Source organism: Rhodococcus sp. BUPNP1 (assembly GCF_002215235.1).
Taxonomy (GTDB): Bacteria; Actinomycetota; Actinomycetes; order Mycobacteriales; family Mycobacteriaceae; genus Rhodococcus.
On record NZ_NERM01000001.1, the window covers coordinates 109,597 to 122,785 of the forward strand.

General features: G+C 70.0%; 9 protein-coding genes. 7 read left to right on the forward strand and 2 right to left on the reverse strand.

The features are described 5' to 3' along the window. Positions 1-98 precede the first annotated feature (98 nt). Entirely contained in the window at positions 99-1,121 is a 1,023-nt protein-coding gene (locus B9C99_RS00430) for an alpha/beta hydrolase (protein ID WP_088896626.1), read from the forward strand. On the opposite strand, the gene B9C99_RS00435 is transcribed toward B9C99_RS00430, so the two are convergent. Next, the gene (locus B9C99_RS00435) at positions 1,111-1,824 is read right to left on the reverse strand and encodes a type 1 glutamine amidotransferase domain-containing protein (protein ID WP_088896627.1); all 714 of its coding nucleotides are present in this window, start codon (positions 1,822-1,824) and stop codon (positions 1,111-1,113) included. The two genes, B9C99_RS00430 and B9C99_RS00435, sit on opposite strands and share 11 nt — an antisense overlap. Before the next feature lie 129 nt (positions 1,825-1,953). Then, positions 1,954-2,913 carry a hypothetical protein gene (locus B9C99_RS00440; RefSeq protein WP_026061507.1) on the reverse strand — a complete coding sequence of 320 codons (960 nt, stop codon included), beginning with the start codon at positions 2,911-2,913 and terminating at the stop codon, positions 1,954-1,956. Between the two features lie 342 nt (positions 2,914-3,255). Here B9C99_RS00440 and B9C99_RS00445 point away from each other — a divergent pair, with 342 nt between their 5' ends. The 6 genes from B9C99_RS00445 to recD all read left to right on the forward strand — a co-directional run bounded on the left by B9C99_RS00445 (position 3,256) and on the right by recD (position 13,175). Then, a complete protein-coding gene (locus B9C99_RS00445; protein ID WP_088896628.1) occupies positions 3,256-3,591 on the forward strand; it encodes a hypothetical protein in 336 nt (111 codons plus the stop codon). A gap of 66 nt (positions 3,592-3,657) precedes the next feature. Further along, positions 3,658-4,158 carry a DUF2505 domain-containing protein gene (locus B9C99_RS00450; RefSeq protein WP_088896629.1) on the forward strand — a complete coding sequence of 167 codons (501 nt, stop codon included), beginning with the start codon at positions 3,658-3,660 and terminating at the stop codon, positions 4,156-4,158. Between the two features lie 165 nt (positions 4,159-4,323). Next, positions 4,324-4,521 (forward strand): hypothetical protein, encoded by a 198-nt coding sequence (locus B9C99_RS00455; RefSeq protein ID WP_026061505.1) that lies wholly within the window; start codon positions 4,324-4,326, stop codon positions 4,519-4,521. Between the two features lie 127 nt (positions 4,522-4,648). Beyond that, positions 4,649-7,942, forward strand: coding sequence for an exodeoxyribonuclease V subunit gamma (gene recC, locus B9C99_RS00460; protein ID WP_088896630.1), 3,294 nt, complete (start codon positions 4,649-4,651; stop codon positions 7,940-7,942). A gap of 14 nt (positions 7,943-7,956) precedes the next feature. After that, positions 7,957-11,289, forward strand: coding sequence for a UvrD-helicase domain-containing protein (locus B9C99_RS00465; RefSeq protein WP_088896631.1), 3,333 nt, complete (start codon positions 7,957-7,959; stop codon positions 11,287-11,289). An 8-nt stretch (positions 11,290-11,297) separates the two neighbouring features. Then, complete coding sequence (gene recD / locus B9C99_RS00470) at positions 11,298-13,175, forward strand: exodeoxyribonuclease V subunit alpha (RefSeq protein WP_172414825.1); 1,878 nt, start codon at positions 11,298-11,300, stop codon at positions 13,173-13,175. The last annotated feature ends 14 nt before the right edge of the window (positions 13,176-13,189 follow it).

Here is a 13,189-nt window from a genome sequence, read left to right on the forward strand (position 1 = left end):
CGACCCCGCGCCCGAGAACCCGCATCCCGCCGCACTGTTTGACATGATCGTTCGGTCCGGATCCACCCGGGCGCATCGTGACCGGGCAGGAGTGACAGGTGTCGGAGGGCAGTACGGACAGAGCGCCGCGTCGGCGTGTCGGTCGATGGATCCTGATCGTCTTCGTCGTGGTGCTCGTCGTCGTGGCGGCGGCGTTCGTCCTCACCCCCGTGCCGGGATCACTGGTGGTGCGGAAGGTGTTCGAACGCGACGCGCGGGAGCAGACCGCAAAGCTCGCGGTGGGCGCTCCGGAGACGGACTTCGTCGCCGACCTCCACTATCGGGAGGACGACCCGGACGCCTACCTCGACGTGTACACACCGCCGGGGACGACCGAGGCGCTACCGACGATCGTGTGGACGCACGGCGGCGCATGGTTGTCGGGTAATCGCACCAACTACGCGGGCTACTACAGGCGTCTCGCGGCCGCCGGATTCACCGTGGTGTCGGTCGGCTACTCGCTCGCACCGGGCCATCGCTATCCGACCCCGGTGCGGCAACTCGTCGATGCACAGCGCTACCTGCTCGAGCACGCCGACGAACTGCACATCGACACCGAGCGGATCGTGCTCGCCGGGGACTCGGCCGGGGCGCAACTGTCCGCGCAGATCGCCGCGGCGGTCACCGACCCCGACTACGCCGCGACCCTCGGTGTCGACCCGGCGTTCACACCGGAGAACGTTCGGGGTGTCGTGCTCAACTGCGGCATCTACGACGTGTCCGCGATCGGTGGGAGCGGCGGGCTGATCGGATGGGGCGTCGAGCAGGCGATGTGGGCCTACACCGGCGCCCGGGAATTCGCCACTTCGGATGCGGCGGGCCAGATGTCGGTGTTGAACTCGGTCACCGAGAACTTCCCGGCCACCTACATTTCCGGTGGCAACGCCGATCCGCTCACCGCCACCCAGTCCGAGAGGCTCGCGCAGCGACTCACCGGACTGGGTGTGCAGGTGGATGCGTTGTTCTATCCGGACGATCACACACCGGAACTGGCACACGAGTACCAGTTCGATCTGTCCACGCCGGATGCGCGTGCCGCGCTCGAGCGGACGATCGATTTCGTCCGCAAGGTCACGACGTAGCACGCGCGGGGATCTCGGCGACGACGCGTTCGGCGAGCGGCCGCGAGGAGGCCGGGTTCTGGCCCGTGTACAGGACGCGGTCGACCACCACGTGCGGCTCCCAGGCGTCCGCGGACGAGAAGACCGCGCCCGCCTCCTGGAGACGGTCCTGCAGCAACCAGGGTGCCTTGTCGGCCAGTCCCGCCTGGACCTCCTCGACGTTCGTGAACGCCGTCAGGCTGTAACCCTCGAACAGCCAGCGGCCGCCGGACTCGTGGGCGGGGAGCAGGGCCGCCGGGGCGTGGCACACCATCGCGACCACCTTGTCGGCCTCGACGAAGTGCCGGACGAGTTCACCGAACCGCTCGTCGACGGCGAGATCCTCCATCGGACCGTGGCCACCGGGCACGAACAGCAGGTCGAAGTCCTCGGCCCGCTGGTCCTCGAGTACCGCCGCACCGGCGAGTACCGGCTGCAGCTTCTCGAGCGACGACTTCAACTCGGCCGCGCGGTCCTCACCGCCTGCGGCGTCGGGTTCGAGGCTGGCCTGGTCCACGACGGGCGTGCGGCCGCCCGGAGTGGCAACGATGATGTCGTAACCGGCCTCGTCGAAGACGGTGTACGGCTCGACGAGTTCCTCCGCCCAGAAGCCCGTGGGATGGCGGGTGCCGTCCTGCAACGTCCAATGATCGGCGGAGCTGACGACGAACAGGATGCGGGTCATGGTGTGTCCTTTCGAATGAACGTAGAGGTCGCGTACCCGCTGCGAGCGGGACCGACACGGGGGGTGACGACGATCGCCGGGCCCACGAGGGACCCGGCGATCGTGTGATGTGGCTGTGGGTGCGGCGGATCAGACGCCGACCACCTCCTGCGCGATGGCGGCCAGACGGGTCTGGGCCGCGGAGATCACGCCGTGTCGTGCCTTGTGCGCTTCCTCGTAGGCGACGATCGCCCGGATGTCCGCCGGCTCGGTCAGTTCCTTGACCGCCGCCACGGCCTTCGGGACGGTGAGATCGTCGTAGTTCCGGATCGGCAGTTCCTCCTCGGTGAGGACACCCGAGGCGCTGCGTGCCTTGTGCAGAGCGTCGGCGGTGCCGTCGGCACCTTCACGACGGCTCACGCGCTCGGCCGTCTCGAGAGCCGCATCGCGCGAGGCGCCGATCGTCTTGGCTGCGACGTCACCGGCGTGCGCGCCGCGCGAGAGCAGCGACTCGATGCGGGGACGCGTCGAGCGGGCGACGTCGATCGCTCGATCGATGCTGCGCGCCGACCAGGTGACCGGCGTGTTGACCAGGCGCACCGCTGCGCCGGCCGCGGCCTGCAGGGGAGTGCGACGCAGAGCGGCAGGACCGCCGAGCGCCTCCTCCGCGATGACGGTGGTGAGCCACTCGACCGTCGCCGTGTGAGCTGTGATCAGACGGTCCGCCAGCGACACGATCGACTTGTGTCCGCCCGCGGTGGCCAGTGCCTTCACATAGCGGGCACGGTCGAGGAGCTGATGTTCGAGGGCGAGGTCGGACAGCAGTGCTTCGTCGAACGGCTGCGCCTGCTCGGTGAGGGTCTTCACCATGATGGCGGCGCGGCCGATGAACGGCCCGACCACATCGGGAAGTCCGCCCAGATCGCGGATCGCCTCTTCGATCGCCACCGCACGGATGCGGCAGTTCTCGGCGTTCTCGGTCAGCTCCTTGCGTACCGCTTCGGTTCGGGCCTGCGCGACACGCGTTTCGGCGACCTGGGTCTCTGCATGGGTCAGTTCGTGGAGAGTGCGCAACTGGGTGAGCAACGCGGGAGTTCGATTCTCGGTCATCGTGCGTTCGCCTCCTTCGCACTGGAAGAGTCGGTGATCTACCGACGAATTCACATCCATCGAGAAAATGACGTGACAACTGTCGGCTACCCGACCCCCGGAACTGCTAACGTCTATGTGATCCATAGCACACCTCCTGGTCGGGTTCGTTGCTGCAGTGACCACTCGGCGCACGCGAGTCACACGGGTCTCGGTTTGAGCCCATTACTCGCGGGGAAACTTCGGAGCACACCTTGACGTGAGAGATCGAGGCCGGGACGAGACGCGGTCCGCCTGACTCTTCAGGTGATCGGCGACCGTGAGACGGCCGCAAGCAGCACAAAGGAAAGCGGGGACGACACGATGACCACGGCAGCACCCGTCATGCCCACGGACGTGATCACCGCTCCGGCGACGGTTGCTCCGTCGCAGTCGGCCGAGACTCCGGTGCGGACGATCGACGCGCGGTCCGTCGAGGCTCCGCCGTCGGCCGACGTGGCGTCGAGGGAGGTGGACCCTCCGGTGGCGGAGGAGACGCCGGCTCTGCTCGAGCACCCGATCGCGGGCATGCTGATGTTCGTCGTCCTCGCCGTCTGTGGATTCGCAGCCGCCGCGGTGGTCGCAGGATCCGTGGCGGCCGGGCTCGCTCTGGCGGGTGTCGTCGGAGGAGCGGCGGCGACTCTCGTCGCTGTTCTCTGACGTGGCAGAACGACACCGGTAGGCCCGTTTCGTCCAGATCGGAACGGGAGGATATCGTCTCCGGTCATGTCCAAGGAATTCGTTTTCACGTCCACGCTCGACCACAGCGTCGAACGCGTCCACGGCGCTTTGACCAGCGAGGACTTCTGGAACAGCCGACTGGCTGCGAGCCAGACCGGCGTGGGGCAGCTCGAGGTCGGCTCCGGTCCCGGAACCTTCCGCGCGAAGGTCTCCGACCAGATCGACACCTCTGCTCTGCCCGCGGTCGTCCGGGGCGTGGTGCGAGGACCTCTGATCATCGAGCGCACCGACGAGTGGGGCGGACTCGAAGGCGGTACGGCGCAGGGAACCCTCGCCGGCAGCACGTCGGGACTGCCGATCACCATCGCGGCCCGTTCGGAACTGCGGGGCAACGCGGCCGGCGGTACCGAGATCGAGGTGCGTGGCGAGGCCACCGTCAAGGTCCCCGTCGTCGGCGGGCAGATCGAGGGTCTGATCGTCCAGCTCGTCGAGAATATCGTCCAGAACGATCGGACCGACATCGACAAGTGGCTCACCGAGAACTGACTCGCGGGGTCGCCCGATCGATCGGCTCCCGGTCGACGGGTCATCTGTTCCGATGCCGCCGTTCCTCTTCCGAGGTGCGGCGGCATCGTCGTTCCGGACGGATCGGTCGGCGACACACCGGGGCGGGTCGTTGAAGAGGGGTGTGACCCGGGCCACCATCGGATCATGTCGATGCCGTGGGACGAGGACGGCGGCTACGCGTGGGAACGCCGCGAGGCCGGATACACCTGGGAGCAGATCGGCAGCGAACTCGGTTGCCCTGCCCATGTCGCACAGAATCTGGGGGAGCGTTACCACGCGGATATCACCGCCGAGATGACGAGGAACCAGTTGTCGCTGTTCGACATCTCGACGGAGACCTGACCCTCCCGGCGGGTCCCGCCCGCCGACCTCCGTCGCGCGCACCCGCGACCTGCGGCGCAGTCGCCTGTCCGGGCGGTGTGATAAGCCGTACCGGACGGGAACGAGCGACGACGAGGGAGAGCGACGCGTGCTGATACTGCACCGTGCGGAGCGCACCGGCATCCTGGCGGATGCGCTGGCCGAGGTGCTCGCGAAACCCCTCGACGATCCGTTCGCGCGGGAGGTCGTCGCGGTGCCCGCGCGGGGTGTCGAAAGATGGATCACCCAGCGGTTGTCGGGCCGGCTCGGTTCGTCCGCCGGCGACGGGGTGGCCGCCAACATCGACTTCCCGTCCCCGTCGCGCCTCGTCGACGAAGCACTCGCCGCAGCCTCCGGCATCACCGCCGACGACGATCCGTGGCATCCCTCCCGCATGCTGTGGTCACTGCTCGGGGTGATCGACGAGTGCGTCGGCGAACCGTGGTGCGCCACCCTCGCGCGGCACCTCGGTCACGGCGCCGACGACCACCGGGCCGGGCGCCGGTACGCCACCGCAGCGCATCTCGCCGGCCTGCTCCGCAGTTACGGACTCCAGCGCCCCGGAATGATCGCCCAGTGGGCGGCAGGGCACGATACCGACGGCACGGGTGCGCCCCTCGACGACCATCTGCGATGGCAGGCCGAGCTGTGGCGACGCCTGCGCGCCCGCATCGGCGTCGACAGCCCGTCGCAGCGACTCGACGAACTGTGCGGCCGGCTGCAGGACGACCCCGACGTCGTCGACCTGCCCGAACGACTCTCCATCTTCGGTCCCACCCGCCTCGACACCGTTCTCGTCGAGGTGCTGTCCGCGCTCGGGCACCACCGCGACGTGCACATCTGGCTTCCGCACCCGAGCCCGGTGATGTGGGACGGACTGACCCGGCGCCCGGCGTCGATGCGTCGCGCCGACGACGACAGCGCTCTCGGAGTGCAGCACCCGTTGCTCGCCGCGCTCGGCCGCGATGTGCGCGAACTCCAGAGCCGGCTCTCCGGCCTCGACTGCACCGATGTTCCGCACACCTCACCCCGGCCACCGGCGACGCTCCTCGGTCGGTTGCAGGCCGACCTCCGCGACGATCGCGCCCCCGAACCCGGATCGGCCGAACCCGACGGAACCGTGATGATCCACGCCTGCCACGGCCCCACCCGGCAGGTGGAGGTGCTCCGCGAATGCCTGCTGCACCTGTTCCGCGACGATCCCACGCTCGAACCGCGCGACGTCATCGTCATGTGCCCCGACGTCGAGACGTACGCGCCGCTCGTCCACGCCGCCTTCGGTGCCGGGGTCGGCGAGCATCCCGGCCACACGCTGCGGGTTCGTCTCGCCGATCGCGGCCTGCGCCGCACCGATCCGATCCTCGCGGTGGTGTCCGAACTGCTCGCGCTCGCCGACGGCCGGGTCACCGCCAGCGAGGTCCTCGATCTCGCCGCCTCCGCCCCGGTGCGCCGCAAGTTCGGATTCGACGACGACGAACTCGAACGCCTGCAGGAGTGGACCACCGAGACCGGTGCCCGCTGGGGTCTCGGCCCGTGGCAGCGCAAGAGCTTCGGTCTCGGCGACTTCATGCAGAACACCTTCGGGGCGGCACTCGATCGCATCCTGCTCGGTGTCGCCGCCGACGGAGCGGACGGGGAGTGGCTGTCGCTGTCGCTGCCTCTCGACGACGTCGACAGCAACGACATCGACCTCGCCGGGCGGTTCGCCGAGTTCATCGACCGGCTGACGGTGGTGCTGCTCCGGCTGCGCGGCCCGCATCCGGCAGGGCGGTGGTCGGGCGAACTCGGTTACGGCATCGATCTGCTCACCGACGTTCCCACCGCCGACGCATGGCAGCTCACCCGCGCGCGGCGCGAGATCGGCGACGCCGTCGAGCACGCCGGCGACACGCAGTTGTCCCTGAGCGACGTCCGGTCCATGCTCTCCTCCCGGCTCGCCGGGCGTCCGTCGCGCTCGAACTTCCGGACCGGCGAACTGACCGTGTGCACGATGGTGCCGATGCGCTCGGTGCCCCATCGCGTGGTGGTTCTCCTCGGTCTCGACGACGACGTCTTCCCCCGCACGGCCCACATCGACGGCGACGACGTCCTGACCCAGAATCCCTGTGTCGGAGAGCGTGATCCGCGCAGCGAGGACCGGCAGTTGCTCCTCGACGCGCTGATGGCCGCGGAGGAGCGTGTGCTGTTGTTCCATACCGGCGCCGACGCCGTCACCGGAGCGCTGCGCCCACCGGCGATTCCGCTCACCGAGGTGCGCGACGTGGTGGCGACGATGACGGGCGTCGACGTCGACGACGAGCGCATCGTGCGGCGACATCCCTTGCAGCCCTTCGATCCGCGCAACTTCCGGGCCGACGACCCGTTCGGGTTCGGTGTCACCGCACTCGCGGGAGCCCGTGCAGGGCAAGGAGGTTCGGTGGCACGCGACCGATCGGGTGCGCTTCTCGTCGACGACCTTCCGGCCCCGGCACGCACCGACGTCGATCTCGACGAACTCGTCTCCTTCCTGACACATCCGACGCAGGGCTTCCTCCGGCAGCGGCTCGGTCTGCGGATCCCCGACACCGACGAGGGCATCGCCGACGCACTCGACGTCGAGCTCGACGGTCTCGCCCAGTGGCAGTTGGGCGACCGCATGCTCGAAGCGCGGTTGGCGGGCATGTCCGCGGGTGCCTTTAAGGACGCGGAGTGGCGTCGCGGCACGCTCCCGCCGTTCGCGCTCGGCCGCAGGACCCTCGACGCGGTGAGCGACAACGTCGAGCGCCTCGTGCACGCCTGTGCCGGTGTGCACACCGGGCAGGCCCGCACCGTCGACATCCGCGTCGATCTCGGCGACGGTCGTCGGCTCACCGGCACCGTCGGAGGTGTGCACGGCGAGGTACTCGCCCGCAGCACGTATTCCAAGCTGTCCCCGAAACACCGGCTCGAAGCATGGATCCGGTTGCTCGCCGTCGTCGCCTCGGGTCATCCCGGGCAGTGGCGGGCGGTGACCACAGGACGCAGTCGCTCGCGCTCGTATCCGGCCTGGCGCTCGACCCTTCTGGCTCCCGCCGATCCCGTCGCGCTGCTCGCCGCACTCGTCGATCTGCGCGACCGCGGACTGTGCCGGCCGCTGCCGCTCGTGACGGGCGCGTCGGCCGAGTACGCCGATCGCCGCCACCGCGGTGATTCCGTGGAGATGGCACTGTCGGCCGCCGGGAAGGCGTTCGGTGGCTCGTTCGGCGACGGCAAGGACCGTCACGTGCAGTACCTGTACGGACCCGACGTGACGCTCGGTCGGCTCACCGCCGACGCGCCGGACGGCGTGGAGGCCGGCTGGTTCGACGACCCCACCCGTTTCGGTGTGCTCGCCCGACGGTTGTGGGAACCCCTGCTCGCCTCCGAGAACCAGGGACGCCCGTGAGAGAAGGACGCAGCGTGCCCGATACCGCCATCACCGATCCGCGAGCCGCGGGCGGTCCGCCGCCGGCCGGCTTCGATCTGCTCGGCCCGCTCCCGAGCGGCACCACCGTACTCGAGGCCAGCGCGGGAACGGGAAAGACATATGCGATCGTCGGGCTCGCCACCCGGTTCGTCGCCGAAGGACACGCCCGCCTGTCCGACCTACTGCTCGTCACCTTCAGCCGGGCCGCGACGCAGGAACTGCGTGAACGCACCCGGAACCGGTTCGCGCAGGTCGCCACCGCCCTCGCCGATCCCGACGGTGCACGGGCGAGCAACGACACGCTCGTCCGTCATCTCGCGAGCGAGGACGTCGACGCGCGGCGGGCCCGGCTGCGACAGGCGTTGTCCGACTTCGACTCCGGCACCATCTCCACCACGCACGGTTTCTGCCGTCGCATGCTCGACGAACTCGGCATCGCCGGCGAACGCGAACCCGACGTCACGGTCGTCGAGGACGTCGACGACCTGCGGGTGGAGGTCGTCGCCGATCTCTACCTGCGGCGCTACGGCAGGGGACAGGCCCCCATCACCTACGCCGAGGCGGCCGTCGCCGCGAAGGAGGCGATCTTCGACCCGCAGGCCGAACTCGCACCGGACGACGCCGACGGCACCGCGGCCGGTGAGCGCGTGGAGTTCGCACGTGCGGTCCGCGAGGAGGTCGAACGACGCAAGCGCCGGCTCGGACTGCGCGACTTCGACGACCAGTTGTCCCTGCTGCACGCGGTGCTCGGCGATCCGGAGCACGGCGACGCCGCCTGCCGGCGGATGCGTGCGCGCTTCTCCGTCGTCCTCGTCGACGAGTTCCAGGACACCGACCCCAAGCAGTGGGAGATCCTGCGCCGGGCGTTCCACGGGCACCGCACGCTCGTGCTTGTCGGCGACCCGAAACAGGCCATCTACGCCTTCCGCGGCGCCGAGGTGCTCAGCTATCTCGACGCCGTCTCCGAATCCGACACCTACTGCGAGCTGACCACCAACTGGCGCAGCGACGGCGATCTCGTCCGGGCGCTCGAACACGTCCATCTCGGTGCGTCCCTCGGTGATCCCCGCATCGTGGTGAACCCGGTGAAGGCGGCGTCCGCCGATTCCCGGCTCTCGGGCATCGCGCCCCTGCGGGTGCGTCACCTGCCCCGTGCCGGCGCAGGTCCGCTCAACGACTGGGGTTTCCCGCAGAACCTCGACGGCCTGCGCGGGCGGGTCGCCCGCGACGTCGCGGCCGACATCGTGCGCCTGCTCGACGACGAGAACGTCACCGTCGACCTCGGTTCCGGCCCCGAGCGCGTACGCCCCGGGCACATCGCCGTCCTCGTGCGCAAGCACAAGCAGGTGACACTCGTCCACGACGCGCTGACGAAGGCGAACGTGCCGTGCGTGGTCGCCGGGGGCACGAGTGTGTTCGCCACCCCGTCCGCACAGCACTGGCTGTGGATGCTCTACGCGCTCGAGCAGCCCCATCGCGCCGATCGCGTCCGGCTCGCCGCGCTCACCCCGCTGCTCGGCCGCACGATGACCGACATCGATTCGGAGGGCGAAGCGCTGGTCGTGGAGGTCGGCGGACTGCTCCGCGAACTGAACGACGTCTACGCCCGCACCGGCTTCGCCGCCGTCTTCGAACGACTCGCGTCCTTTGGTTCGGTCGAGGCCCGCCTCCTCGACGAGCCGTCCGGGGAACGCACCCTCACCGACATCCGGCACGTCGCACAGCTGCTCGAGGATGTCGCCTCGGCGCAGTCGCTGGGGCCGGCCGCGCTCACCCGCTGGCTCGAGGATCGCATCAACGACCCCGACCGCGGTGGGGCCGACCGGATCCGGCGCCTCGACAGCGACGCCGCGGCGGTCCAGATCCTCACCGTGCACGGCAGCAAGGGACTCGAGTTCCCCGTCGTCCACGTCCCGTACGGGTGGGATGCCGCGAAGAACCCCGAGCCCGACAAGCTGCTGCTGCACGAGAACGGCCGACGCATCCTCGATGTGGGCGGCAAGAGCGGTCCCGGTTACGTCGCGCGGCGGCGTCAGCACGAACTCGAGGAGGCGGGGGAGGAACTGCGCCTGCTGTACGTGGCGGTGACGCGCGCGCAGTGTGCGCTCACCCTCTGGTGGGCGCCGTCCACACCCACCTCACGGTCGCCGCTGCACCGGTTGCTGTTCGCCCGCGACCCCGGTTCGGCGGAGGTCGCCGCGGAAGGCCGGATCGGCCACGACGAGGCCATGGCCGAGGAATTCGACCGGTGGGCCGCGCGCGCCGACGGGGTCATCGCCGCCGAAGCGGTGGGGTCGCATCCGATTCCGGTGTTGCGCTGGACCCGCCCCCGCGTGGAGACCGGCCCTCTCGCCGCCGCGCGCTTCGATCGGGTCGTCGACGAGAACTGGCGCAGGACCTCCTATTCGGCGCTCACCGCCTCGGTGCACGATGCGCCCGTGGTGAGCGGTGAGGTGGAGGAACCTGTGACGACCGACGAGCCGGCCGAGCCTCCGCTGAGCTCGACGGAACCCGCGCGGGCAGGCATTCCGTCACCGATGAACGGACTGCCCGGCGGCACGGTCTTCGGCACGTTGGTGCACGCCGTCCTCGAGGTCGTCGATACTTCCGCCCCCGACCTGGAAGCCGAACTGCTCGACTGCTGCCGCGAGACGGTGCGCCGCCAGATGTCGCCGATCGATCCCGCCCAGCTCGCGGCGGCGTTGCTCCCGGTGATGCGCACCCCGCTCGGGCCGCTCGGCCGGACCCTCGCCGACTTCACTCCGTCCGACCGGCTCTCCGAGCTCGACTTCGAGTTGCCGCTCACCGGAGGCGACAGCCCGGTGCCCGTCACCGTCACCCTCGACGCGGTCGGCGGGTTGCTGCGCCGGCACCTGCCCGCCGACGATCCGATGGCGGCCTACGCCGATCTGGTGCGCACCCTCGAACCCGTGCCGCTGCGGGGTTACCTCAACGGCAGTATCGACGCCGTGCTGCGCATCGAGGGTCCGCGATTCGTCGTCGTCGACTACAAGACCAACCGGCTCGCGCCCGTCGACGAACTGACCACCGCGCACTACACCCGCGAGTCGATGGCGGCGGAGATGCTCCGTGCCCACTATCCGATGCAGGCTCTGCTCTATTCCGTTGCCCTGCACCGCTATCTGCGGTGGCGGATGCGCGACTACGACCCGCACGTCCACCTCGGTGGCGTGCAGTACCTGTTCGTCCGCGGCATGGCCGGACCGGACAGTCCACCCGGTAGCGGGGTGTTCGACTGGCATCCGCCGGCCGACCTCGTCACCGACCTGTCCGACCTCCTCGCCGGAAAGGCCGTGATCTCGTGATCGAGTCCATGACCGACGTTCGGATCGCCCAGCGCGGCAAGGGTGCTCTGCGGCAGTTCAACGAGGTGGGCGCACTCTCCGCCGCCGACGTGCACGTCGCGCTGCGACTCGCGGCACTCGGCGGGGAGGACGACCCGCACGTGCATCTCGCCACCGCGCTGGCTGTGCGTGCCGTGCGATCCGGGTCGGTGTGCCTCGACCTCACGCGTTTTCGCGAGGTCACAGTCGAGGAGGACGCGGACGGTCATCCCGTCGTCGACCCCGCGAGCCTGCCGTGGCCTCGCGACGAGGACGTGCTCGCGGCGCTGCGTCGCAGCCCCCTCGTGGTCGGCGGCGAACGTGGACCCCTGCGACCGTTGCGTCTCGTCGACACCGCGGAAGGCCCGCTGCTGTATCTCGACCGGTACTTCCGGCAGGAGCAGACGATCCGCCGGGTGCTCGCCGAACGCACGGCGACCTTCGCCGACCTCGACGAGGAGCGCATCGCGGCGACGCTCGACGAGTTGTTCCACCATCCCGACGATCCCTCCCGGCCCGCGCCGGCACCCGACCGTCAGCGTGTCGCGGCGGCGCTCGCGGCCACCCGACCGACCACGGTGATCGCGGGCGGGCCGGGCACCGGCAAGACCCACACCGTGGCGCGGATCCTCGCGCTGCTCACCCGTCTGTACGGGCACGAGCTGCGCATCGGCCTGGCCGCTCCCACCGGCAAGGCCGCCGCGCGCCTGCAGGAGTCGGTGCGCGAGCAGGAGACCGAGCTGGGTCTGCCGCCGAATCTCACCGCCATGACCGTGCACCGGATGCTCGGCTGGCAGCGCGGCCGCACCCGCTTCCGCTACCACGCGGGCAACCACCTGCCGTACGACGTGATCGTCGTCGACGAGACGTCGATGGTGTCGCTGACGATGATGTGCCGCCTGCTCGAGGCGGTGCGTCCCGACACCCGGCTCGTCCTCGTGGGCGACCCCGATCAGCTCGCCTCCGTCGACGCCGGTGCCGTGCTGGCCGATCTGGTGGGGCGCCCGGTCGGCGGCACCCTCGATCCGGTCTTCGAACGGGTCGTCGCCCGCGATCTGGCGGCCGCCGACGACCCGGCCGAGGCGGCCTTCACTCCGGCCCAACGCGCCCGGCTCGGTGGTGGTGTCGTGCGCCTGAGCCGTGGCCGCCGCTTCGGTGGCGCAATCGCGAAGCTGGCCGTTGCCGTACGCGAGGGTGAAGCCGATGAGGTACTGAAGATCCTGCGCAGCGGCGACCCGAAGGTGTCGTTCCTATCTCCCCACGACCTCGACGCCCTGCGCGACGACATCGTCCGCTCCGCCGCCGAGGTCACCAAGGCCGCCGAGACGGGGGACGTCGACACGGCGCTGAAGCGCTTCGAGGAACACCGGTTGCTGTGCGCGCACCGCGACGGCCCGGCCGGCGTGCAGTGGTGGGCGCGGCAGGCCGCCGAATGGATCGGGGAGGCCGCCGGGCAGCGCCTCGACCCCGAGAGCTGGTACCCCGGCCGGCCGCTGCTCGTCACCGCGAACGACCACGACATGCAGATCTACAACGGTGACACCGGCGTGGTGGTGCGGCGCGGCGACGAACTCGTCGCGGCGTTCGCCCGCGGCGAGACACCGTTCGAACTGCGCCCGAGTCAGCTCCCGGCGGTGAGCACCGTCTACGCGATGACGATCCACCGCAGCCAGGGCAGCCAGTACGGCACCGTCTCGGTGGTGCTGCCCGATTCCGGATCGGCGCTGCTCACCCGCGAACTGCTGTACACCGCGATCACACGTGCGCGGTCGCACGTGCGGATCATCGGGACCGAGGACGCGGTACGCGCGGGCGTGGCACGGCAGGTGCTCCGAGCGAGCGGGCTGCGACGGGAGATTCGCGTGTAGCCGGTCGTCAGCGG

Excerpts from the sequence above, each read along its gene's own strand:
- B9C99_RS00445 (WP_088896628.1), top strand. The coding sequence starts at position 3,256 with ATGACCACGGCAGCACCCGTCATGCCCACGGACGTGATCACCGCTCCG.
- B9C99_RS00450 (WP_088896629.1), top strand. The coding sequence starts at position 3,658 with ATGTCCAAGGAATTCGTTTTCACGTCCACGCTCGACCACAGCGTCGAA.
- B9C99_RS00455 (WP_026061505.1), top strand. The coding sequence starts at position 4,324 with ATGTCGATGCCGTGGGACGAGGACGGCGGCTACGCGTGGGAACGCCGC.
- B9C99_RS00435 (WP_088896627.1), bottom strand. The coding sequence starts at position 1,824 with ATGACCCGCATCCTGTTCGTCGTCAGCTCCGCCGATCATTGGACGTTG.
- B9C99_RS00440 (WP_026061507.1), bottom strand. The coding sequence starts at position 2,913 with ATGACCGAGAATCGAACTCCCGCGTTGCTCACCCAGTTGCGCACTCTC.
- recD (WP_172414825.1), top strand. The coding sequence starts at position 11,298 with ATGACCGACGTTCGGATCGCCCAGCGCGGCAAGGGTGCTCTGCGGCAG.